The sequence below is a fragment of the Empedobacter sp. UBA6305 genome (assembly GCF_002440405.1).
GTDB classification, from domain to species: domain Bacteria; phylum Bacteroidota; class Bacteroidia; order Flavobacteriales; family Weeksellaceae; genus Empedobacter; species Empedobacter falsenii_B.
In genome coordinates this window covers 16987-39211 of record NZ_DJTP01000026.1, presented here as the reverse complement: position 1 = coordinate 39211, position 22225 = coordinate 16987, and the positions used below count along the sequence as shown (strand labels likewise).

21 protein-coding genes are annotated in these 22225 nt (G+C 31.3%); 15 read left to right on the top strand and 6 right to left on the bottom strand.

Annotated features, from left to right (window positions below; translation table 11 throughout):
• Positions 1-22 precede the first annotated feature (22 nt).
• Complete coding sequence (locus tag B3M86_RS06895) at positions 23-1873, bottom strand: DNA topoisomerase IV subunit B (RefSeq protein ID WP_125348938.1); 1851 nt, start codon at positions 1871-1873, stop codon at positions 23-25.
• 107 nt (positions 1874-1980) lie between these two features.
• Here B3M86_RS06895 and B3M86_RS06890 point away from each other — a divergent pair, with 107 nt between their 5' ends.
• Positions 1981-3120, top strand: a complete 1140-nt coding sequence (locus tag B3M86_RS06890; RefSeq protein ID WP_114998290.1) for a methionine aminotransferase — start codon at positions 1981-1983, stop codon at positions 3118-3120.
• Positions 3121-3175: 55 nt separating this feature from the next.
• Here the strand turns inward: B3M86_RS06890 and ychF are convergent, their stop codons facing one another.
• Positions 3176-4267: a redox-regulated ATPase YchF gene (gene ychF / locus B3M86_RS06885; RefSeq protein WP_125348936.1), complete on the bottom strand. Its 1092-nt coding sequence runs from the start codon at positions 4265-4267 to the stop codon at positions 3176-3178.
• Between the two features lie 82 nt (positions 4268-4349).
• Positions 4350-4751, bottom strand: coding sequence for a hypothetical protein (locus tag B3M86_RS06880; RefSeq protein ID WP_280050663.1), 402 nt, complete (start codon positions 4749-4751; stop codon positions 4350-4352).
• A 62-nt stretch (positions 4752-4813) separates the two neighbouring features.
• On the opposite strand from B3M86_RS06880, the gene B3M86_RS06875 reads away from it, so the two are divergent.
• The gene (locus B3M86_RS06875; RefSeq protein ID WP_291075538.1) at positions 4814-5326 is read left to right on the top strand and encodes a thioredoxin family protein; all 513 of its coding nucleotides are present in this window, start codon (positions 4814-4816) and stop codon (positions 5324-5326) included.
• A gap of 34 nt (positions 5327-5360) precedes the next feature.
• On the opposite strand, the gene B3M86_RS06870 is transcribed toward B3M86_RS06875, so the two are convergent.
• The gene (locus B3M86_RS06870; protein ID WP_291075537.1) at positions 5361-6056 is read right to left on the bottom strand and encodes an ABC transporter ATP-binding protein; all 696 of its coding nucleotides are present in this window, start codon (positions 6054-6056) and stop codon (positions 5361-5363) included.
• Positions 6057-6299: 243 nt separating this feature from the next.
• Between B3M86_RS06870 and B3M86_RS06865 the strand changes: the two genes are divergently transcribed.
• From B3M86_RS06865 to B3M86_RS06815, 11 genes are all read left to right on the top strand, one after another.
• Positions 6300-7121 carry a prephenate dehydratase gene (locus B3M86_RS06865; protein ID WP_219034020.1) on the top strand — a complete coding sequence of 274 codons (822 nt, stop codon included), beginning with the start codon at positions 6300-6302 and terminating at the stop codon, positions 7119-7121.
• A complete protein-coding gene (locus B3M86_RS06860) occupies positions 7118-8260 on the top strand; it encodes a pyridoxal phosphate-dependent aminotransferase (RefSeq protein WP_291075536.1) in 1143 nt (380 codons plus the stop codon). Before B3M86_RS06865 ends, B3M86_RS06860 begins: the two co-directional genes overlap by 4 nt.
• Positions 8257-9105, top strand: a complete 849-nt coding sequence (locus B3M86_RS06855; protein ID WP_280061853.1) for a prephenate dehydrogenase — start codon at positions 8257-8259, stop codon at positions 9103-9105. The genes B3M86_RS06860 and B3M86_RS06855 overlap by 4 nt, the downstream gene beginning before the upstream one ends.
• Before the next feature lie 46 nt (positions 9106-9151).
• A complete protein-coding gene (locus B3M86_RS06850; RefSeq protein ID WP_291067863.1) occupies positions 9152-10231 on the top strand; it encodes a bifunctional 3-deoxy-7-phosphoheptulonate synthase/chorismate mutase type II in 1080 nt (359 codons plus the stop codon).
• Between the two features lie 6 nt (positions 10232-10237).
• The gene (rsgA, locus tag B3M86_RS06845; RefSeq protein ID WP_291075533.1) at positions 10238-11158 is read left to right on the top strand and encodes a ribosome small subunit-dependent GTPase A; all 921 of its coding nucleotides are present in this window, start codon (positions 10238-10240) and stop codon (positions 11156-11158) included.
• Positions 11159-11261: 103 nt separating this feature from the next.
• Positions 11262-11534 (top strand): hypothetical protein, encoded by a 273-nt coding sequence (locus B3M86_RS06840; RefSeq protein ID WP_221854400.1) that lies wholly within the window; start codon positions 11262-11264, stop codon positions 11532-11534.
• Between the two features lie 134 nt (positions 11535-11668).
• Positions 11669-12118 (top strand): D-aminoacyl-tRNA deacylase, encoded by a 450-nt coding sequence (gene dtd, locus B3M86_RS06835; protein ID WP_115002146.1) that lies wholly within the window; start codon positions 11669-11671, stop codon positions 12116-12118.
• Between the two features lie 19 nt (positions 12119-12137).
• Positions 12138-14030: a DUF3857 domain-containing protein gene (locus B3M86_RS06830; RefSeq protein ID WP_291075531.1), complete on the top strand. Its 1893-nt coding sequence runs from the start codon at positions 12138-12140 to the stop codon at positions 14028-14030.
• Positions 14031-14037: 7 nt separating this feature from the next.
• Entirely contained in the window at positions 14038-16056 is a 2019-nt protein-coding gene (locus tag B3M86_RS06825) for a DUF3857 domain-containing protein (RefSeq protein WP_291075529.1), read from the top strand.
• An 88-nt stretch (positions 16057-16144) separates the two neighbouring features.
• Positions 16145-16471 (top strand): nucleotide pyrophosphohydrolase, encoded by a 327-nt coding sequence (locus B3M86_RS06820; RefSeq protein ID WP_038333238.1) that lies wholly within the window; start codon positions 16145-16147, stop codon positions 16469-16471.
• A 2-nt stretch (positions 16472-16473) separates the two neighbouring features.
• A complete protein-coding gene (locus B3M86_RS06815; RefSeq protein ID WP_291075527.1) occupies positions 16474-17703 on the top strand; it encodes a 3-phosphoshikimate 1-carboxyvinyltransferase in 1230 nt (409 codons plus the stop codon).
• Between the two features lie 55 nt (positions 17704-17758).
• Here the strand turns inward: B3M86_RS06815 and B3M86_RS06810 are convergent, their stop codons facing one another.
• Positions 17759-19591 carry an ABC transporter ATP-binding protein gene (locus B3M86_RS06810; protein ID WP_180905440.1) on the bottom strand — a complete coding sequence of 611 codons (1833 nt, stop codon included), beginning with the start codon at positions 19589-19591 and terminating at the stop codon, positions 17759-17761.
• 149 nt (positions 19592-19740) lie between these two features.
• On the bottom strand, positions 19741-20166 hold the full coding sequence (locus B3M86_RS06805; protein ID WP_038333244.1) for a DUF2147 domain-containing protein: 426 nt from the start codon (positions 20164-20166) through the stop codon (positions 19741-19743).
• Positions 20167-20498: 332 nt separating this feature from the next.
• Between B3M86_RS06805 and epsC the strand changes: the two genes are divergently transcribed.
• Both epsC and cysK read left to right on the top strand, forming a co-directional pair.
• Positions 20499-21272: a serine O-acetyltransferase EpsC gene (gene epsC, locus B3M86_RS06800; protein WP_125348924.1), complete on the top strand. Its 774-nt coding sequence runs from the start codon at positions 20499-20501 to the stop codon at positions 21270-21272.
• 12 nt (positions 21273-21284) lie between these two features.
• The gene (gene cysK, locus B3M86_RS06795) at positions 21285-22193 is read left to right on the top strand and encodes a cysteine synthase A (protein WP_291075525.1); all 909 of its coding nucleotides are present in this window, start codon (positions 21285-21287) and stop codon (positions 22191-22193) included.
• The last annotated feature ends 32 nt before the right edge of the window (positions 22194-22225 follow it).

Below are 22225 nucleotides of genomic sequence, written 5' to 3'. Positions count from 1 at the left end.
AGTAAGTTTTTTATATAATATTCTAATTTTTAATAGCTTCTACAGCCAAATTGTTAATAATAAATTCTTGTCTTGTTGGTGTATTTTTTCCCATGTAAAATTCTAAAAGACTTTCGATGGTTTGATCTTTTCCAATCATTACTGGTTCTAAACGAATATCTTTTCCGATAAAATGTTTGAACTCATCTGGCGAAATTTCACCTAATCCTTTGAATCGTGTAATCTCTGGATTTTTAACTTCTTCCAACGCTTTTATACGTTCTGGTTCAGAATAACAATAACGTGTTTCCTTCTTGTTTCTCACACGAAAAAGTGGTGTTTGCAAAATATACAAATGTCCCTCTTTGATCAATTCTGGGAAAAATTGTAAGAAAAATGTAATAATCAACAAACGAATGTGCATTCCATCGACGTCAGCATCAGTTGCAATTACAACATTATTGTAACGTAAATCTTCTAATCCTTCTTCGATGTTTAATGCCGCTTGTAAAAGATTAAATTCTTCGTTTTCATAAACAATTTTCTTTGTCAAACCGTATGAATTCAACGGTTTTCCTCTCAAACTAAAAACCGCTTGCGTTTCTACACTTCTACTTTTGGTAATCGATCCACTTGCCGAATCTCCCTCGGTAATAAAAATAGTTGTATCTAAACGTAATTCAGCTTTCGGATCATTATAATGTTGACGACAATCGCGCAATTTCTTGTTATGTAAACTAACTTTTTTGGCGCGATCACGCGCTAATTTTCGAATTCCAGAAAGCTCTTTTCGTTCCGTTTCTGATTGTTTAATCTTGCGTTCTAATGCTTGCGCAACTTCTGTATTTTTATGTAAAAAGTTGTCAAGATTCGTTTTGATAAAATCATTTACAAACGTGCGAACCGTTGTCATTCCTGGTCCAATTTCATTCGAACCAAGTTTAGTTTTTGTTTGCGATTCAAAAACTGGCTCAATTACTTTGATCGAAATTGCTCCAATAATTGATTTTCTAATATCCGCAGGATCATAATTTTTATTATAAAATTCGCGAACAGTTTTCACAACAGCCTCTTTAAAAGCTGTTAAATGTGTTCCTCCTTGCGTTGTATTTTGACCATTCACAAAAGAATAATACGTTTCCGAATATGATTTCGAGCTGTGCGTCATCGCAATTTCGATATCTTCTCCTTTCAAATGGATGATATCATAAATTGTTTCTTCCTCGATATTATCATTCAATAAATCTTTCAATCCGTCTTTCGAAAAGAATTCTTCTCCATTGAAAATAATTTTCAATCCTGGATTTAAGTAAACATAGTTTTTCAACATTTTGTCTACATATTCTTTTCTGAATTTAAAATTCAAGAAAATCGATTTATCTGGGATAAATGTAATTTTAGTTCCTTTTCGTAAAGATGTTTCTTTTTCATCTTCTTGATTTGCTAAAATCCCTTGCTCAAACTCTGCAATACGTGTTTTTCCATCTCGAATAGATTGCACTCGAAACGATGTTGACAACGCATTTACAGCTTTTGTACCAACACCATTTAAACCAACCGATTTTTTGAAAGCTTGTGAATCATATTTACCACCTGTATTCATCTTAGAAACGGCGTCAACCATTTTTCCAAGCGGAATTCCACGTCCATAATCACGAACCGTTACCTCATCTTCGCGCAGATTAATTTCGATTGTTTTTCCTGCACCCATCACAAATTCATCGATACAGTTATCTACAATCTCCTTCAACAAAATATAAATTCCATCATCTTGAGACGAACCATCTCCCAGCTTCCCAATATACATCCCAGGTCGCATGCGAATATGTTCGCGCCAATCAAGGGTTTTGATATTGTCTTCCGTATAATTTACTTGTTGATCTAATTCTGACATTTGAGTTGTTGAGTGTTAAACGAGTTTTACAAAAATAAGAAAAAATTTCCTAAAAATATTAAGGTTCATTGTTTTGATTTTGAGCAAAAACGACCTAATTTACCAATATGATAAAATCTAAACTACCCAATGTTTCGACAACCATTTTTTCGGTAATGAGTCAATTGGCAAATGAACATCAAGCGATTAATTTAGCGCAAGGTTTTCCTGACTTTAATGCAGATTCTGAATTAATTAGTCGTTTAAATTATTATTCAACACAAAATTACAATCAGTACGCGCCAATGACTGGCGTCGAAAAATTGCGTGTATTACTTTCAGAAAAATATTCTAATCTTTATCAATCTGATTACGATTTTCAGAATGAAATTAACATTACGAGTGGTGCAAGTCAAGCGATTTTTAATGTTGTTTCTACATTAATTCATCCAAATGATGAAGTAATTATTTTTGAACCTGCTTACGATTTATATCAACCAACGGTTGAATTATTTGGAGGAAAAATTGTTCCAATTCAGCTAAAATATCCTGAATATTCTATCGATTTTGAAGAATTGAAGAAAAAAATTAATGATAAAACGAAATTGATTATCGTTAATAATCCGAATAATCCAACTGGAAAAATTTTATCCGAAAATGATTTAAAACAATTTGAACAAATCCTAAAAGATTCAAATTGTTATTTGCTTGCAGATGAAGTTTATGAGCACATTACATTTGATGGAAAATCGCATCAAAGTTTTGCAAAATTAAAATCAGTAAAAGACAAGATTTTCATCGTAGGTTCTTTCGGAAAATTATTTCACATAACTGGTTGGAAAATCGGTTATATTTTAGCCGAAAAAGAATTGATGAAAGAGTTTAGAAAATGTCACCAATTCAATACTTTTTCTACGCATACACCATCACAATATGCAATTGCAGATTATTTAGAAAAACCTGATCATTACTTGCATTTGAATGATTTTTTTCAACAAAAAAGAGATTTATTTGTTAAAGGTTTAGCTTCAACAAATTTTGAAGTTTTGCCTTGCGAAGGAACTTATTTTGTAAGTGCAAATTATGCTAAAATAAGTGATTTATCTGATGATGAGTTTGCAAAACAGTTAACCATCAAAAATAAAGTTGCGACAATACCAATTTCAGCATTTTACCATGATAAAACAGATAACAAAGTAATCCGATTTTGTTTTGCTAAAAAGGATGAAACACTTTTAATGGCTTTAGAAAATTTGAAAAGTTTGTAGAAAAATAAAAGCTCAATCTTTCGATTGAGCTTTTTATATAGATATAATTTAAATCTTAAACATTAAACAAGAAATGCATAATATCACCATCTTGTACGATGTACGCTTTTCCTTCTACGTTTAATTTTCCTGCTTCACGACATTTAGATTCTGATCCGTATGTAATAAAATCCTCAAATTTGATTACCTCTGCACGAATAAATCCTTTCTCGAAATCGGTATGAATAACTCCAGCCGCTTGTGGTCCTGTAGAACCTTTTTTGATTGTCCAAGCACGAACTTCTTTTACACCTGCTGTGAAATATGTCTCTAAATCTAACAATGTATAAGCAGAACGAATCAAACGATTAACTCCTGGCTCTTCTAATCCTAATTCTTCCAAGAAAATTTGACGCTCATCAAACGTTTCTAACTCGTTGATATCAGCTTCTATTTGTGCCGCTAAAATTAACACTTCTGCGTGTTCATCTTTTACAGCTTCTTTCACTTTTTCTACCCATTCGTTTCCGTCTTTTGCAGCAGACTCGTCTACATTACATAAGTACAAAACTGGTTTAGAAGTAATCAATTGTAACGAATCTACAATTTCTTGCTCTTTTTCGTCCAAATCCATTTCACGAACATTTTTCAACTCTTCTAAATGAGCGATTACAGCTGTTAAAACTTCTACAACTTTTTGTTCGTCTTTATTTCCTGCTTTTGCTGCTTTTTTAGATTTATCGATACGTTTTGTAACTGTATCCAAATCTTTCAATTGCAACTCAATATCAATTGTTTCTTTATCACGCAATGGATTAATAGAACCATCAACATGTGTAATATTTTCGTTTTCGAAACAACGTAAAACGTGAATAATTGCATTACACTCGCGGATATTTCCTAAAAATTGATTTCCTAAACCTTCTCCCTTACTTGCTCCTTTTACTAAACCAGCAATATCTACAATTTCTACAACCGCAGGCACAACGCGCTCTGGATTTACAATTGCTTCTAACTGATTTAGACGAGTATCTGGTACAGAAACTGTTCCTACATTTGGTTCAATTGTACAGAAAGGATAATTCGCCGATTGCGCTTTTGCATTCGACAAACAGTTAAATAAAGTAGATTTACCAACATTAGGCAATCCAACAATTCCACATTTCATATATGTTGTCTCTTTTTTTAATGATTGAATATTAGAACGATGTTCTAATAATTTTGTGCAAAGATAATGATTTCCATTAAATTTATTTAACCGAAGAAACTCTGTTCAATTTTATATTTAATACATTTCCAGAATATGATTTCATTTCACCATAAAAACAATCGCAAGTCGCATTATAAGTTAAATCATAATAATTAGAAGTTTTATCAAGATTTATTTTTCTGAATTTGAGTTGAGGAAAATTAAACACAACAGAATCTGTCACATCTTTTTCATAATCGTCATGAAAATCAAATTCTATTTTTAATTTTGATTTATTTCTTGAAACATCCATAATCGCATCACTTTTCGACAAAGGAACTTCTACCACTTTCGATTTATAATCCAAAAAATCTTGTTTCCATTTTCCTTCAATTGTTTTTATATTATTGGATGCGCAACTCACAAGAAATAGCAAAAAGATAAATCCTAAAAAATGTTTCATAAGTGTTAATTTTTTATTGAAAATACAATTATTTATTTACATTTACTTAAATACTTATTACAATGAAATTAAAAGCCTTAATCGTAAGTTTTATGATTGCTTTCGCAGGAATCGTAAACGCGCAAACAGCAACAGAAATATTAACAAAAGCTCAAAACCAAGCGAAGGTTGAAAATAAAAATGTCTTTTTAATTTTTCATGCTTCTTGGTGCGGATGGTGTAAAAAGATGGAAAAAAATATGGACGATCCAGCTGTGAAACCATATTTTGATGCGAATTATGTCAAAACATTTATTACCGTGCAAGAACGTGCAGAAAAGAAAAATTTAGAAACGCCAGGCGGAGATGCTGTCAATGAGAAATTAGGTGGAAAAAATCAAGGTTTACCTTTTTGGGTAATTCTAGATTCGAACGGAAAAGTTCTAGAAGATTCTCGCGTAAATGGAGAAAATCTTGGTGGTCCAGCTTCTGAAGAAGAAGTAAATCATTTGATTTCAAAACTTGAAAAAACATCGAAAAACGACAAAGTTGATCCGGAAAAAATCAAAGAAGTTTTTATCTTGAAAAAGAAATAATTCATAAAAAAATCCGCTCAATGAGCGGATTTTTTTATTGCGTTAAAACATGAAAAGCTTCTTCCAAGTTTTTATATTGTCCTTTAAACTCTTCTATCGGTTGATCTGCCACAATTTTTCCTTTATTCAATAGGATTACACGCGAACAAAGCGCTTCTACTTCTTGCATAATATGTGTAGAAAGAATCACTGTTTTTTCCTTTCCAATCTCTTTAATTACTTCTCTAATTTCAATAATTTGATTTGGATCCAAACCATTTGTAGGTTCATCTAAAATCAAAATTTCTGGGCTCGAGATAATCGCTTGCGCCAATCCAACACGTTGTTTATATCCTTTTGATAATTGATGAATTTTCTTATGTTTTTCTGGTAATAAACCTACTTTTTCGATGACTTCATCAATTTTTGATTTAGGCACATTTCGAATATTTGTGACAAATTCCAAATACTCTTTTACATACATATCCATGTACAATGGATTATTTTCTTGCAAAAATCCAATCAACTTTTTCGATTCAATTGGCTGCGTCGAAACATTAAAATCATTCACAGAAATTTCACCAGAATCTGCATTTATTGCATTGGTAATGCTTTTCATCAATGTCGATTTTCCTGCTCCATTTGGTCCAAGTAAGCCAACAACTTCGCCATTATTGATAGAAAACGAAACTTTGTCTAAAGCCATCTGTTCACCGTATTTTTTTACTAAATCTGTAATGATTATTCCCATTTGATGAAAAATTTTCGATAAAATTAGCAAAAAAGATTTGGATAACTGAAAAATTATTTTTTAGATTTGTAGAACAATTAGAAAAACGAAATGGCAACATTCAATTATTTTAACGCATTCTTTTTTTACTTTTTTGGATATTATCCAGGAGAGCAGGGACTGCGTTGTCAAAATTGATTGTTAACATTCATAATAAGATAATATAAAGTCCCGCAATTTGTGGGACTTTTTTTGTGGAAAAAAATGAAAGAAAGAGTTGCAATACAAGGTTACATTGGTTCATATCATCACGAAGCTGCCAATAATTATTTAGGAAATGACATCGAAATTGTAGAATGCGACACATTCAAAACTTTAGCAAAGTCGCTTGCAAAGGGAAAAGTTGAAAAAGCAATCATGGCAATTGAAAACACAATTGCTGGGGCAATTTTACCAAACTATGCATTGCTAACGAAATATAATTTGAAAGTTGTTGGAGAAATTTATTTATCAATTCAACATCAATTGATGGTAAAAAAAGGACAAACTTTAGATGATATAAAAGAAGTTCGTTCGCACCAAATGGCATTGTTACAATGTGATAAGTTCCTTGAAAAACATCCAACATGGCGCGTTGTAAATGATATCGACACTGCATTAACAGCCAAAGATATTATTGAGCAAGATTTGAATGATGTTGCTGCAATTGCCTCAAGAAAAGCGGCAGAAGTATATGGATTAGACATTTTAGCTTCAAGTATTCAGACGTTTCAAGATAATTTTACTCGCTTTTTTGTATTGCAACGCGAGCACAACGATTACGAAGATTTCAATAAAGTTTCGATGCGTTTTTCTGTTCCACATAAAGCTGGTGCTTTAGTAGATGTATTAAATCAAATTGCAGAATGTGGAATAAATATGGACAAAATACAATCTGTTCCGATTATTGAAAAACCTTGGGAATACTCTTTCCATATTGACATTACGTTCGAGCAAAAAGAACAATATTATGAATTGCTTGGAAAAATTGCAAGAAAGTTAACGGATTTAGAAATATTAGGCGAATATAAACTGGGGAAAAAATGATAGCAGAAGCCCAACGATTACAAAGTGTTCAAGAATATTATTTCTCGAAAAAATTACAAGAAATAGCGAACATGAAAACCGACATTCCAATCATTTCATTAGGAATTGGAAGTCCAGATTTACAACCTCATCCAGATGTGATCGAGGAATTAATCAAAAGTTCACGAAACGGAATCAATGGCTATCAAAGTTATCGCGGAATTCCAGAAATGCGCGAAGCAATGGCAAGTTTTTACAAAAACAAATTTGATGTAGACGCCAATCCTTCAACAGAAATTTTGCCACTTATGGGCTCTAAAGAAGGAATTATGCACATTTCGATGGCATTTTTGAATGAAGGTGATAAAGTTTTAATTCCAAATCCTGGATATCCAACTTATTCATCTGTTACAGAATTAGTGCAAGCAGAACCTTTATTCTACGATTTGAAAAATGAAAATGATTGGCTTCCAGATTTTGATCAGTTAGAAAAATTAGCCGAGCAAAAACCAAAAATTATGTGGCTCAATTATCCACATATGCCAACCGGAGCCAAAGCCCCAAAAGACGTTCTTAGAAAATTAGTAGAGTTTGCAACTCGTCACAATATCTTAATCGTAAATGATAATCCGTATAGTTTTATTTTGAACGATGAACCGACAAGCATCTTAGGAATTGAAGGTGCAAAAGATGTTTGTATCGAACTGAATTCATTAAGCAAAACCTTTAACATTGCAGGTTGGCGAGTAGGAATGGTGATTGGAAAAGAAAGTTTTATTAATTCTATTCTAAAAGTAAAGTCAAATATGGATTCGGGAATGAATTTTGCTATACAAAAAGCCGCTACAAAAGCTCTTTTAGTTGATGATTCTTGGTACGATGAGTTGACAAAAGTTTACGCAGAAAGACGAAAAATTATTTGGGAAATCGCTGATCTCTTAAATGTAAAATATAATCCCAATGCAGCAGGAATGTTTATTTGGGCGAAGCTTCCAGAAGGAAAAGATGATAAAGAATTTATTGATGAAATTTTATACGATAAAAAAGTATTTATCACGCCAGGAAGTATTTTCGGAAGTAATGGTGAAGGATTTATTCGATTCTCACTTTGCGCACCCGTCGAGAAGTTGATTGAAGTAAAGAAAAGATTAGAAGCATGAAAACAATTTCAGTAATCGGTTTAGGATTAATCGGAGGTTCTTTTGCTTTAGCGTTAAAAAAAGTTGGTGTTGCCGAAAAAATAATCGGTGTTGATCAAAATATTGAACATCAAATACAAGCTTTAGAATTAGGAATTGTAGATGAAATTGCTCCTTTGAATGAAGCGCTTTCTCAATCAGATTTAGTGGTAATTGCAGTTCCAATTAATTCAATTCAAAATGTTTTACCAGAAATTTTAGATCAAATTAATGATAAAACAATTGTAATGGACATGGGATCGACAAAAGCTGGAATTTGTAAAAAAGTAGCAAATCACCTCAAAAGAAAACAATTTGTTGCTACACATCCAATCGCAGGAACGGAAAATTCTGGGCCAAAAGCAGCTTTTCCTGAATTGTTTTTAAACAAAGTTGCGATTTTGTGTGATGTTGAACAAAGCGAAAAAGAAGCAGTAAAAAAAGTGAGAAAAATTTATCAATCGCTTTGGATGAATGTCAAAACAATGACTTCGGATGCGCATGATGCGCACATTGCGTACGTTTCTCATCTTTCACATATTACATCTTTCGCTTTAGGACAAACAGTTTTGGAAGAAGAAAAGAATGAAGATGCAATTTTTGATATGGCTGGATCTGGTTTCGAATCTACAGTTCGTTTGGCAAAAAGTTCACCAGATATGTGGACGCCAATTTTGATTCAGAATCGAGAAAATTTACTCAATGCTATTGATGCTTATCAAACACAAATTTCTAAAATCAGAAAAATGATCGAAGAAAAAGATGCAGAAGATATTCATCAATATTTAAAAAACACAAACGACATACGTCGAATATTAAATAAATAATTACTCTCAAATAAAATAAATATTAAACCTTAAATTTGTAAATGTTATGGAAAACAATAACTGGATAAAAGAATACGACAAACCAATGATCATCGCTGGACCTTGTAGTGCAGAAAGTGAAAAACAAATGATGACAATCGCCGAAGATTTGGACAAAGATTATGTGCAAGTTTTCCGTGCGGGAATTTGGAAACCTCGTACTAAACCAAACTGTTTTGAAGGAGTTGGAGCAATCGGGTTAAACTGGTTGAAAAAAGTAAAAGACGAATTCGGAATGAAAATCGCAACTGAAATCGCCAATGCAAATCACGCAAAATTAGCGTTAGAATATGATGTTGACGTTTTATGGATTGGAGCTCGTTCTACAGTAAACCCTTTTACTGTACAAGAAATTGCAGAAGCTTTACGTGATACAGATAAAACTGTTTTGGTTAAAAATCCTGTAAATCCAGATTTAGATTTATGGATTGGTGCTTTGGAGCGTTTAGAAGGTCAAGGAATCAAAAACTTAGGTGCTATTCACCGTGGTTTCTCAACGTACAAAAAGACGAAATACCGTAACGACCCACAATGGCAAATTGCATTAGATTTCAAAAATAAATTGCCAAATGTGCCAATTATTTGTGATCCATCACATATTTGCGGAAACAGAACAGGATTGTTCGATGTTGCGCAACAAGCCTTCAACTTCGAATACAATGGATTGATGATCGAAACGCATAACAATCCTGATGAAGCTTGGTCTGATGCAGCGCAACAAGTAACACCAGCTCGTTTATTAGAAATCTTAAAAGATTTAGAAATTCGTGTTTCTGATGATCCAGATGCAATTTACAAAACTGGAATTCAAAATTTACGTCATCAAATTGATGAATTAGATAACTCTATTTTAGATGCAATTGCTCAACGTATGAAAGTTGCAAACTCTATCGGAGAATTGAAAAAAGAACATAATGTGGCAGTTTTTCAGCCAGATCGTTGGAAACAAATCAAAGATAATTCTGTAAAAGCAGGAGTTTCTTTAGGTTTATCTGAAGATTTTGTTGACAAATTATTGCAAGCAATTCACCAAGAATCTGTTGCGCAACAAAACCAAATTATGGTAAAAAAAGAAGAAAAAATTTAAACAATATTGAAAGGAATTGTCATAAAATCTACTGGTAGTTGGTATCATCTTTTAACCGAAGATGGTATAACCTATCAGGCAAGAATTAGGGGAAAATTTAGAATAGCCAATATCAAACATACCAATCCAATTGCTGTTGGAGATGAGGTTGAGTTTGAGATTGACAAAGATGATATTGCTGTCATTACAAAAATTCATGATCGCAAAAATTACATCATTCGAAAATCTGTTAATCTATCCAAAAAAACGCACATTATTGCATCTAACATTGACGTTGCTTTTTTGGTTGTAACGCTTTCTAATCCCAAAACTTCGTTTGGTTTTATTGACCGTTTTTTGATTACTGCCGAAGCTTATCATATTCCTGTTGTAATTTTATTCAACAAAATGGATTCGTACACAGAAAATGAAATGGCTGAGTTAGAAATTTATAAATCAATTTACAATTCTATCGGTTACGAAAGTCTAGATATTTCGGCTGAAACTGGTCTAAATTTAGATCTTGTAAAAGATCGAATGAAAGATAAAGTAAGTTTGGTTTCGGGACATTCTGGCGTTGGAAAATCAACGTTGTTGAATACTTTAAATCCTGATTTAAACTTAAAAACGCACGAAGTTTCTGATTTTAATAGCAAAGGACAACATACCACAACTTTTGCACAGATGTACGAATGGCCTTTTGGAGGTTTTATTATCGATACGCCTGGAATTAAAGAATTTGGTTTGGTTCATATCGACAAAACCGAATTACAAGGTTATTTTCCTGAAATTTTAGAACTGAAACACAATTGTAAATTTGATAATTGTATTCACGTTAACGAGCCAAAATGTGCTGTACGTTATGCAGTAGAAATTGGTGAAATCGCAGTTTCTCGCTACGAAAATTATCTCACTTTTTTAGAAGAAGATATTTATACCGAAAAATAATAAAAAAGCCGTTTCTTATGAAATGGCTTTTTTATTTTCTCAAATTACGGTTTCACGTAAAAATAATTCAATTTCTCATTTTATTTTTGTTAAAATTAATTGAATGAGCAATTTATCCGTAAAAATCGCTTTAGATTTTGAGGAATGTACAAAGGAACAAAAAGAAAGATTTTTATTGCATTTAGAAGATTTAAATTGGAAACCATTAAATCCAAATAAATTGTGGATTGCTGAATTTGATAATTCTGAAAATAAAGAAAACAGAATAAAAAATATAGAACAAGAAATCATCAATGCAAAAAAAATGTCAAAGCTCTATGAGTTATATTATGCGATAATTGCAGATGAGGAAATCTATTTTAACCAACTAACTTAAACCTATAGCGATTGCTTTCTAAACTTAAATTACAACAAACGTTATAACACATTTAAAAGATGAGTTGTAACGTTTTTTTATTTGTTAATAATTTCTTAAATTCAAATCGATTTTAAATCAATAAAACAAGAATTATGCGAGTGATTTTACAGCGTGTGCAACATGCTTCTGTAATGGTAGATGGAGAAATAACAGGAAAAATTGAAAGCGGAATTTTGGCCTTGGTTGGTTTTGAACCTGATGATACGAAGGAAGATTTTGAATGGATTTCGAAAAAAATAATTAAACTCCGAATTTTCAATGATGAAAATGATGTGATGAATTTGGATGTACAGCAAACAAATGGAGATATTTTGGTTGTGTCTCAATTTACGTTGCATGCGTCTACGAAAAAAGGAAATCGTCCGTCATATATCAAAGCGTCAAAACCGGACATAGCAAACGTACAATATGAAACATTTTTGAACGTTTTAGAATCAAATTTCAAGCCTGTACAAAGAGGAATTTTTGGTGCAGATATGAAAGTCGAATTATTGAATGATGGTCCTGTAACTATTTTTATCGATTCAAAAAATAAAGAATAACTTGATTAACAGATATTGAATGAAACAAACTCTACTTTTTTCAACTTTTTTTATTAGTTCATTTTCTTTTGCGCAAAACTATGCAGTCGATCAAATTCCAGCCGATTTGATAAAAGATGCTTATGCTGTTGTACGAAAAAATGAAGAAAAAATAGAACTTCTAAAAGTTGATGAATTAAAATATACGGAAGACGTTGTCGTAACGGTTTTGAGTAAAGCGGGCGATAATTATGTTGGTGCGCAAGCGAATTATGATGCAAATACAAAAATTGACTTATTCGAGGCAACTTTGTATGATGCAAATGGAAAAGAAATTAAAAAATTCAAGACCAAAGATTTTGGTGACCAAAGTTATGTAACAGGTGGACAAATGTACACGGATGATCGTATAAAATATTTGAATTACACACCAACAAATTATCCTTACACGATACATTATAAAATTGTTACAACGAACAAAAATACACTTTGGATTCCGCGTTGGTCACCTATACGAGCAGCGAATTTATCAATCGAAAAATCGTCTTATCAATTTGTAAATAAAACATCTTCAACTATTCGATTGAAAGAAGATAATTTTAAAGGTTTTGACATTGCAAAAACAGGAGATAACAATAATTTGAGCTATTCATTAAACAATGTTTTGGCATTTAATGAAGAAGATCAAATGGTTGGAAGTCAAAAAATATTTCCTCGCGCTATTTTAGCTTCAAATCAAATCAATATCGATGGTGTTAAAGGAAATTTTGACAATTGGAATGATTACGGAAAATGGACTTTTGATAATTTAATTCGTACAAAATTAGATTTTACTCCAGCTCAAAAATCTGTTTTTCAAAATATGGTAAAAGAAGCAAAGTCGGATGAAGAAAAAGTTCAGATTTTGTACAAATATTTGCAAAATAAAGTTCGATATATTGGCGTACAACTGGGAATTGGAGGACTTTCGCCTTTTCCAAATTCTTATGTTGAGAGCAAAAGTTATGGCGATTGCAAAGCCTTATCTAATTATATGATTGGAATGTTAGATGCAGTGAATATCAAATCGTATCACACCATATTATTTGCTGGAAATCCAATTGATATTGATGAACAAATGATGTATCAACAAGGAAATCACATGATTGTTTATATACCTCTAAATGGAAAAGATATTTGGTTAGAAGCAACAAGTCAAACAGCTCCTTATAATTATTTAGGTGATTTTGCAGGAAATAGAAAAGTATTAATTGTTGATGAAAAAGGCGGAAAAATTATTCCTTCGCAACAATTCAAAACAGAAGATAATCAATTATTCGTCAATGGAAATGCAACACTTTTAGCAGATGGAACATTAAATTTTGATTTTTCTGAAACTTCCAAAGGTTTGATTTATGAGAATTTTGCAAGATTTAATCAATTAAGCGAAAAAGATCTTGATGTTCGTTTAAAAAATCGATTTTCTTACTTACAAGGAATATCATTCAAAAAGAAAGAATTTAATAATGATTGGAAAAATGCTGTTTTTACTTCAAATTTCGAGTTTTCAGCACCAAATTATGCTAAAATTCAAGGAAATAACATCATTCTGAATATTATTCCAGTGAATAAAGAAGAGACTTCTGTCAAAAAAATGAAAGATAGAAAGTTTGATTTCAACATCGAGACAGGATATGTTGACGAAGTTTCGTATACATTGACACTTCCTTCTGGTTATAAATTACCACAAAAATTTGATGCTATAACCGTGAAATCTGCTTTTGGAGAATATCAATTAGAAATCAATCCGAAAGAAAATAATGCATTCGAAATAAAACGTATTTACAAACAATTTTCTGGAACTTTTTCGAAAGAAAAATACAACGAATATGTAGAATTTAGAAGACAAATTTCGGGTTACGACAACACAAAACTACTTTTAGAAAAATTATAACACTAATATGAAAACAATATTTACGATTGTTGCGACAGTTGCAACTGTTTCGAGTTTTGCACAAGATGTAAAATTTGGAAAACTATCTAAACAAGATTTCGAGAAAACAAAAAGTACAATTCAAGCTGATGCTCCAGCAGAAGTTTTATATGCTGACGGAAATTATAAAGTTAGTTTTAATACCAATCAAGGCGGTGTTGAGCAAACAAAAAAAGTTTTTTATAGAGTAATTGTTTTTGATAAGGATAAAACACCTGATGATGTTTTAAAAATAGAAATTCCTCTTTACAAAAGCTCAGGATCAGATCAAGATAAATTGATTACTTTAAAAGCGGTTACTTATAACCTTGAAAACGGAAAAATTGTTGAACAAAAAGTCGAGAAAAAAGATATTTTTTTAGATAAAGTTCATCGTTTTATGGATAAACAAACGTTTACTTTTCCAAATGTAAAAAATGGATCAATCTTAGAATATACGTACGAAATTATTTCTCCATTTTATGGAAGTACGGATACCTGGTATTTTCAACAATCAATTCCTGTAGTTGCGAGTAATTTGACGATGCAAAATCAAGAACATTTTAATTATCAACAAGATTTGAGAGGTGCATTTGCTCCAAAATTAACAAAAAATTCTAAAGATGATACTTTTTCAACTACTTCTTTTGGAAACAGAGGTGTTTCATCTTTTGGGGGAAATATGGGAAATCAAGGCGCGACATCAAGTAACCACAAATTAAAAATTGACACGCAAACCTATTCATTAACTAATTTACCTTCTTATTCTCGCGAAGCTTATGTGCTTAATCCAAGAAATATGCTAGCAAGTATTCAGTTTGAGTTGGCTTCTTTTGTTGCTCCTGGTAGAACTTCAGAAAATTTTTCTACAACATGGGAACGTATTGGTAAAGATTTGATGGATCATGAAGAGTTTGGTCGACAATTAAATGGGAATAATTTTTTAGATGAAACTGTAAACGCTACAATTGTTGGAAAATCTACAAATATTGAAAAAGCTCAAGCAATTTACAATTATGTAAAAAACAACATGGCTTGGAATGATTATTTAGGTCAATATACAGATAAAGGAATCCGAAAAGCATTTAACGAAAAATCTGGAAATTCAGCGGATATCAATCTTATGTTAACAGCTATGTTGCGTAAAGCCGGATTAGACGCAAATCCAATTGTTTTGAGTACGTTGCAAAATGGTTTAATCAATTATTCGTTTCCTTCACGTAGCAAATTGAATTATGTAATTGTTGGAGCAACAATAGATAATGAATTTTATTTAATGGATGCAACTGATAAAAATGCTCAAATTAATTTATTACCAATTCGAGCAATTAACGATCGTGGATTTATGGTAAATGACAAAGGAATAAAAGAAGTTCCTCTTCGTAATTCGGTTATGACCAATGATAAAATATCAATTACGGCAGATTTAAAAGCAGACGGAACATTAACTGGAATTTTTTCGAATGTTCGCGATAATTATTTTTATATGTTTGATAAAAGTGAAATCGCAGATGATCCAAAAGCGTTCGAAAAAGAATTTGTAGAAGATTATAATTTTGAAATTTCAGAATTTAAAACACAAGATAACAAACAAAATGTAATTCGTCATCAATTCAAATTTGATGATGTAAAAGTAGATGTGGCTGGAAATAAAATATTATTCAATCCATTTTTATTTGTTGCGAATACAAAACATAATTTAAATCTAGATCAACGTAATTACAATATTGAGTTTGGTGCACCAACTACGAATACAAATACAGTTAAAATTAAAATTCCAGAAGGTTACAAAGTCGAATCTTTACCAACTGAAAAGCAATTTACAATGCCCGATCAAGCTGGTGGATATGCATATAAAGTAATTGAAAAAGATGGTTTTATTATCGCTCAAGCCCAAAAAGTTATTCCATACAGTATTTTACCTGCACAATACTATAAACCATTGAAAGAATTTTTAACAAATATTATTAATGCAGAAAGTCAGCAAGTGATTTTGGTAAAACAATAAAAAATATTCTAAACATCGAATAAAGCCAACTCCAAATACGAGTTGGCTTTTTATTTTTGTACCTTTAACTTTTAAAATTTAAAATAAGATGAGCCTTAAACAAGCACAAACAGACGTTGATAATTGGATAAAAGAACATGGTGTTCGTTATTTTAACGAATTAACAAATATGGCACAATTAACTGAAGAGGTAGGAGAAGTTGCACGTATTATTGCGCGTCGTTACGGTGAACAATCGGAGAAAGAATCTGATAAAAACAAAGATCTTGGCGAAGAATTGGCAGATGTTATTTTTGTAGCGCTTTGTTTGGCAAATCAAACAGGTGTTGATTTAGAATCAGCTTTTTACAAAAAATTAGATTATAAAACAAAACGTGACCACGATCGTCATCAAAATAATGATAAATTAAAATAAATATGATTGAAATTTCTGCTCTAAAATCTCCGATAAACAATCAATTAGCCATCACAGGTTCTAAAAGCGAAAGCAATCGTTTGTTGTTATTAAGTCAATTATTTGAGAATGTTTTGACATTAGAAAATGTTTCAAATTCAGAAGATTCTCAATTAATGCAAAAAGCGTTAGCGAACAAAAGTGATTTAGTTGATATTCACCACGCGGGAACTGCCATGCGATTTTTAACGGCTTATTTTTCTATTCAAGATGGACGAAAAATAACGTTGACAGGTTCTGAAAGAATGAAACAACGTCCAATAAAAGTTTTGGTTGATGCCTTGAATGAGCTGGGTGCAGAAATTTCGTATCAAGAAAACGAAGGTTATCCACCTTTATCGATTGTTGGAAAAAAAATAACGAAAGATTCTATTACAATCCCTTCTAACATTAGTTCTCAATATATCTCTGCTTTATGTTTGATTGGAACGAAATTAGAAAATGGATTAACGATTAATTTGGATGGAAAAATTATTTCTATTCCTTATATTCAAATGACAATTCAATTATTGAATAAAGTTGGAATTAATGCAATTTTCGAAGGAAATACAATCAAAATTCCTTTTACTGAAAACATCAAAGCTCAAACATTACAAGTAGAATCTGATTGGAGTTCAGCTTCATATTATTATAGTTTGATTGCTTTATCGCAGAATTCTGAAATTAAAATCTCAACTTATTTCGAAGATTCTTTACAAGGAGATTCAGCTTTGCAACATATTTATGCAGAAAATTTTGGTGTAATTTCAACTTTTGAAAATGGAGTTTTAACATTGAAAAATGAAGATAATTTCATACCAAAATCTATCATCGAATTAAATTTAATCAATACTCCAGATATTGCACAGACAATTGCTGCAACTTGTGTGGGATTGAAAACAAAATGTCATTTAACTGGTTTAGAAACACTAAAAATCAAGGAAACCGACCGTTTAATCGCACTTAAAAATGAGTTGGAAAAATTTGGAGCAATTATAACAATTACAAACGATTCATTAACGATAGAAGGTTATAATAATTTTGAAAAAACGCCTACTTTAGCAACATATAACGACCACAGAATGGCAATGTGTATGGCGCCTTTGTCGCAAATTTACCCAATTCGAATTGAGAATGAAATGGTCGTAGAAAAATCTTATCCAACATTTTGGGAAGACTGGAAACAATTAGGTTTTGAAATTAAATCGATTTAAAATATAACAAAAAAATCCGCTTAAAAGCGGAGTTTTTAGTTTGTATATACTTCATTTATTCAAAATTCTGCATATTTACCAAATTGGCATAAACACCTTTTTTCTCAATAAGTGAATGATGATTTCCTTGTTCAATAATTTTACCTGCTTCCATTACTACAATTTTATCCGCATTCTGAATTGTTGATAAACGGTGCGCAATAACCAAAGAAGTACGATTTTGCATCATATTATTCAAGGCAACTTGTACCAATTTTTCAGATTTCGTATCCAAAGCAGAAGTTGCTTCATCCAAAACCATAATCGGTGGATTTTTATAAACCGCACGCGCAATACTTAAACGTTGTTTTTGTCCACCAGAAAGCTTGCTACCTCCCTCTCCTACTGACTCTTGATATTTTTCTGGCATTTTTACAATAAACTCTTCCGCATTTGCAATTTGCGCAGCATATTCTACTTTTTCCAAATTTGGAGATTTATCACCTAATGAAATATTATTAAAAATTGTATCATTAAACAAAATAGAATCTTGCGTAACCAAACCAAATAACAAGCGATAATCATTTAATTTTATATGTTTGATATCAATTCCATCAATCAAAATTTGACCTGATTTCACATCCCAAAAACGAGTAATTAAATTCGCCAAAGTCGATTTTCCAGAACCAGATTGCCCAACTAAAGCAACGGTTTCTCCTTTATTAATTGTTAAATTAAAATTCTCGATCACATTATGTTTTCCATAAGCAAATGTGACATTTCTAAACTCAATTTTATCTTCAAACGCATCAATTCCTTTAGCATCTGGAACATCTTTTATCGAAACATCAGCATCCAAAACTTCAAAAATTCTCTTTGCAGAAACTTCTCCTTTTTGTACATCTGATAATGCTTTCGAAAAACGTTTAATCGGATCTAATAATGTATAAAATGTTGCGATATAAAAAATAAATTGTGATCCTGTTAAACCATTTCCTTCTAACGATAATTTACCACCAAAAAAAACAATTAATCCAATTGTAACAGCACCTAAAAATTCACTTGTTGGTGAAGCCAAAGCACGTTTTTTCATTACTTTTTGAAGATATTTTCGATAACGATTAATCGATTCATCAAAACGACCTTTTACTTGATCTTCTGCGTTAAAAATTTTGATAATCTTAAGCGAAGAAAGTGTCTCGTCTACATAAGTAATAATGTTAGATAATTCGTCTTGCGCATGAGCAGCAGCTTTTTTCAGACTTTTTCCAATCAACGAAATAATTGTTCCCATAATCGGAAAAACCAAAATAGCGAAAATTGTTAATTGATAGCTAACTGTAAATAATACTACAACGAAAACAATAATCATAATTGGCGAACGAACAATCTCTACAATTGAATTTAAGATGTTAGATTCTACTTCGTTTACATCGCTTGAAATACGATTAATCATATCTCCTTTTCGTTTTTCAGTAAAATAAGCAACTGGCAAATCAATAATTTTGTTATGAATATCAACACGTAAATCACGTGTCACACCCGAACGTAAGTCTACCAAACAAGTTTCTGAAAGAAAACTGAAAATATTTCGAAATAAAAATGCAATAATAAATATCACACACGAAATCGCTAACACATAAACTGGTCCTTGAGTTTGAGAAAGCTCATTCATATAATAAGCTGAATAATCTGAAAAAAATTGTTTCAGATTACCCAAATCACCAGAATAAATAGGTTTTGCGATAACTCCAGGTGATTTTTCACCAAACAAAACACTCAAAATTGGCATCATAAAAGCCAATGCAATTACATTGAAAAGTGCATAGAGTAAATTGAATATAATCGCTGTAACAAACGAAGTTCTATATGGTTTTGCGTACGAGAACGCTCTTTTAGTTAAACTCATTGATGTATTTTAGAAAATCAAAACCTTAGTTTTGAAGTTACAAATTTACGTAAAAAAAATAATGACTATTCTTTTAGAAATAGTCATTATAGAGTAAAATTTTGTGGGTTTGATTACTCAGAGTAACCTTTTCGTTTTTGTTTTGATTTTTATTTAACTCGTTGCCAAGTTTGCGTTCTTCCTACAAGAGAAATCCCGATAAAACCTCTTACGTCTAATTTATCATTTCCGTTAAGAGACATTTTTGCTTTGTATTCCTTTCCACTATTAGGATCAATGATTTTTCCACCATTCCATTCTTTTCCATCTTTTTTAAGACCAGAAAGAATTTGCATTCCTAAAATTGGTTTATTTTTTAATGCTCCTGAACAATCTGTACATTTTGCATCTTCTTTTCCTTTCGTTAAAATCTTAGTGACTTTACCATAAAGTTTTCCATCTTTCTCGAAAATCTCTACGTAAGACTTCGCCTGTTTTGTCTCATCATCAATTGTTTTCCAAGTTCCTATTGGTGATTGCGCATACATTAAAGATGTCAACATAAAGAATAATCCGAATAAAATTGATTTTTTCATATTTTTATCCTTTAAAATTTATTTCACTAAAATAACTATTTTTTAGTGTAAATAAAACACTACGCTTTATTTTTTATAAAAATAATCTCTTTTAAACATAAAAATTCATTTATAACATTAATTATCAATCATTTAATTCAATAAATATTTTTAAACAAATAATTATAAATTTTATTCATAAAAGTCAAAATAGTGTATTATTATGCTTACATAGCAATAATAAAAACGAAGGCATTTTTATGGTTTTTGTCATTTTTATGACAATTTCTTCTTCAAGAATAAAAAAATGAATACATTTGTCTACTATTTTTATAGAGTTTATAGATTGAAGAATGAATCAGCTTACGAAATACAGTTTACCATTTAGAAAACAAGAAGTAGAACCTTTGATAGAATCCATTATTTATGATGAGATTTTTCAACAACCAAATCCTTTGTACAAGAAAGAAGATTTACTCAATCAATTCAATTCTATTTTGTTAAAAATTGTTCCTGAGGAGAAATCGAATCAAATTAGTTTATATTTTTTTGAACAATTTGCACAACTTAGACAAGAATTAGAGGAACTAATTTTTGTTTTTTATGCAAATGATCCTGCATCTAAATCGGAAATTGAAATCATTTTAGCCTATCCTGGTTTTTTTGCAATTGCAATTCATCGTTTAGCACATATTCTCTACAATTTAAATACGCCTATTCTTCCTCGTTTTTTTTCCGAATATGCACATTCTAAAACTGGAATTGATATTCATCCTGGTGCTTCAATTGGAAAAAACTTTTATATCGATCATGGTACAGGAATTGTCATTGGAGAAACAACATTGATTGGTGATAATGTGAAAATTTACCAAGGCGTAACATTAGGAGCGTTTTATGTTTCGAAGAATTTGGCTAATAAAAAACGTCATCCAACAATAGAAAATAATGTCACAATTTATGCTGGAGCAACTATTTTGGGAGGAACAACAATTATTGGAAAAAATTCTGTAGTCGGCGGAAATGTTTGGATTACAGAAAGTATAGAAGAAGATTCTGTTGTCTATCAAGAGAATCAACCACAAATAAAAAAACAAAAAAAAGAACAACATATCAATTATATCATCTAAAACCTTACAACAATGATTTACAATAATGTATTAGAAACCATAGGAAATACACCAATTATTAAACTGAATAAATTATTTCCTAACCATAACGTTTATATTAAAGTAGAAAAACAAAATCCGGGTGGATCAATAAAAGATCGTATTGCTTTGGCAATGATTGAAGATGCTGAAAAAGCTGGAATTTTAAAACCTGGAGGAACAATTATAGAACCTACTTCGGGTAATACAGGAATTGGCTTATCATTTGTTGCGGCTGTAAAAGGTTACAAAATGATTATCACAATGCCAGAATCGATGTCAATTGAACGTCGTAAAATTATGGAAGCTTATGGTGCTGAATTTGTTTTAACTCCAAAAGAATTAGGAATGAAAGGCGCTATTGCAAAAGCACAAGAATTAGCCGAAACAATAGAAGGCGCTTGGGTTCCGCAACAATTTGAGAATAATTCGAATCCGACAGTCCATTACAATACAACAGCAAAAGAAATCCTTGAAGATTTTCCACAAGGAGTTGATTATTTAATTACAGGAGTTGGAACAGGCGGACATCTTTCTGGAATTGGAAAAGCATTAAAAGAAGTTAACTCTTCAACAAAAGTTATCGCTGTAGAACCAACCGATTCTCCTGTCATTTCAGGAGGAAATCCTGGTCCACACGCGATTCAAGGAATTGGAGCAGGCTTTATTCCAACTAATTTAGATACTTCAATTGTTGATTCTTCTATTCAAATTACAAAAGAAGAAGCATATGAATTTGCAAAAAAAGTGGCTAAAGTAGAAGGTTTATTTGTTGGAATTTCGACAGGAGCTTCGCTGGCTGCAGTTGCAAAAACATTGAATGAAGTAGACAAAGAAGCAAAAATATTAACTGTCAACTACGATACTGGCGAACGCTATTTATCAGTAGAAGGTTTATTTTAAATACTATAAAAATTTTTAAACGAGAGGAGATG

Bases quoted from the DNA above. Each gene is read 5' to 3' on its own strand.
- B3M86_RS06895 (WP_125348938.1), bottom strand. From the start codon at position 1,873: ATGTCAGAATTAGATCAACAAGTAAATTATACGGAAGACAATATCAAA.
- B3M86_RS06890 (WP_114998290.1), top strand. From the start codon at position 1,981: ATGATAAAATCTAAACTACCCAATGTTTCGACAACCATTTTTTCGGTA.
- ychF (WP_125348936.1), bottom strand. From the start codon at position 4,267: ATGAAATGTGGAATTGTTGGATTGCCTAATGTTGGTAAATCTACTTTA.
- B3M86_RS06880 (WP_280050663.1), bottom strand. From the start codon at position 4,751: ATGAAACATTTTTTAGGATTTATCTTTTTGCTATTTCTTGTGAGTTGC.
- B3M86_RS06875 (WP_291075538.1), top strand. From the start codon at position 4,814: ATGAAATTAAAAGCCTTAATCGTAAGTTTTATGATTGCTTTCGCAGGA.
- B3M86_RS06870 (WP_291075537.1), bottom strand. From the start codon at position 6,056: ATGGGAATAATCATTACAGATTTAGTAAAAAAATACGGTGAACAGATG.
- B3M86_RS06865 (WP_219034020.1), top strand. From the start codon at position 6,300: ATGAAAGAAAGAGTTGCAATACAAGGTTACATTGGTTCATATCATCAC.
- B3M86_RS06860 (WP_291075536.1), top strand. From the start codon at position 7,118: ATGATAGCAGAAGCCCAACGATTACAAAGTGTTCAAGAATATTATTTC.
- B3M86_RS06855 (WP_280061853.1), top strand. From the start codon at position 8,257: ATGAAAACAATTTCAGTAATCGGTTTAGGATTAATCGGAGGTTCTTTT.
- B3M86_RS06850 (WP_291067863.1), top strand. From the start codon at position 9,152: ATGGAAAACAATAACTGGATAAAAGAATACGACAAACCAATGATCATC.
- B3M86_RS06840 (WP_221854400.1), top strand. From the start codon at position 11,262: ATGAGCAATTTATCCGTAAAAATCGCTTTAGATTTTGAGGAATGTACA.
- dtd (WP_115002146.1), top strand. From the start codon at position 11,669: ATGCGAGTGATTTTACAGCGTGTGCAACATGCTTCTGTAATGGTAGAT.
- B3M86_RS06830 (WP_291075531.1), top strand. From the start codon at position 12,138: ATGAAACAAACTCTACTTTTTTCAACTTTTTTTATTAGTTCATTTTCT.
- B3M86_RS06825 (WP_291075529.1), top strand. From the start codon at position 14,038: ATGAAAACAATATTTACGATTGTTGCGACAGTTGCAACTGTTTCGAGT.
- B3M86_RS06820 (WP_038333238.1), top strand. From the start codon at position 16,145: ATGAGCCTTAAACAAGCACAAACAGACGTTGATAATTGGATAAAAGAA.
- B3M86_RS06815 (WP_291075527.1), top strand. From the start codon at position 16,474: ATGATTGAAATTTCTGCTCTAAAATCTCCGATAAACAATCAATTAGCC.
- B3M86_RS06810 (WP_180905440.1), bottom strand. From the start codon at position 19,591: ATGAGTTTAACTAAAAGAGCGTTCTCGTACGCAAAACCATATAGAACT.
- B3M86_RS06805 (WP_038333244.1), bottom strand. From the start codon at position 20,166: ATGAAAAAATCAATTTTATTCGGATTATTCTTTATGTTGACATCTTTA.
- epsC (WP_125348924.1), top strand. From the start codon at position 20,499: ATGAATCAGCTTACGAAATACAGTTTACCATTTAGAAAACAAGAAGTA.
- cysK (WP_291075525.1), top strand. From the start codon at position 21,285: ATGATTTACAATAATGTATTAGAAACCATAGGAAATACACCAATTATT.